The sequence below is a fragment of the Mesorhizobium sp. M1A.F.Ca.ET.072.01.1.1 genome, assembly GCF_004023325.1.
Taxonomy (GTDB): Bacteria; Pseudomonadota; Alphaproteobacteria; order Rhizobiales; family Rhizobiaceae; genus Mesorhizobium.
On sequence record NZ_RZSF01000728.1, the window covers coordinates 1 to 464 of the forward strand.

Consider the following 464-nt stretch of genomic DNA (forward strand, 5'->3'; position numbering starts at 1 on the left):
GGAGGACTCCATCCAGCGCATCATCGAGAAGACCGGCCGTTCCGCCGATGAGGCACGCGCGAGCCTTTCGGCTGCGAACCCGCAGGCACATTTCATCCAGCCGGAAGAGGTCGCCGCGACGGTGCTCTGGCTCTGCAGCGATGCGGCGCGGTCGATCACCGGACAGGCGATCTCGGTCTCGGGAGGCGAGACATGGTAGCGGGACCGACGTCTACCGGGCCGGGCAAGGACAGGTTGCGGCTGTGGATCCGCCTGCTGCGTGCTTCGCGCACGATCGAGGCCGAGCTGCGCGAGCGGCTGAAGAAGGAGTTCGACACCACGCTGCCGCGCTTCGACGTGATGGCGGCGCTCTACCGCTCGCCGGAGGGCATGCTGATGAGCGACCTGTCGCGATTCCTGCTGGTGTCGAACGGCAATATCACCGGCATCGTCGACAGGCTGGTCTCCGAAGGGCTGGTGACGCG

Annotated in this window: 2 protein-coding genes; both read left to right on the forward strand. The window is 66.8% G+C overall.

Translation table 11 applies throughout. The features are described from left to right. Positions 1–199: SDR family oxidoreductase (locus EOA32_RS37745; RefSeq protein WP_128374343.1), on the forward strand; the 199-nt coding region annotated here is incomplete at its 5' end. Then, positions 193–464 (forward strand): MarR family transcriptional regulator (locus EOA32_RS37750; RefSeq protein ID WP_128374344.1); only part of this gene is annotated, 272 nt, incomplete at its 3' end. The genes EOA32_RS37745 and EOA32_RS37750, both read left to right, overlap by 7 nt.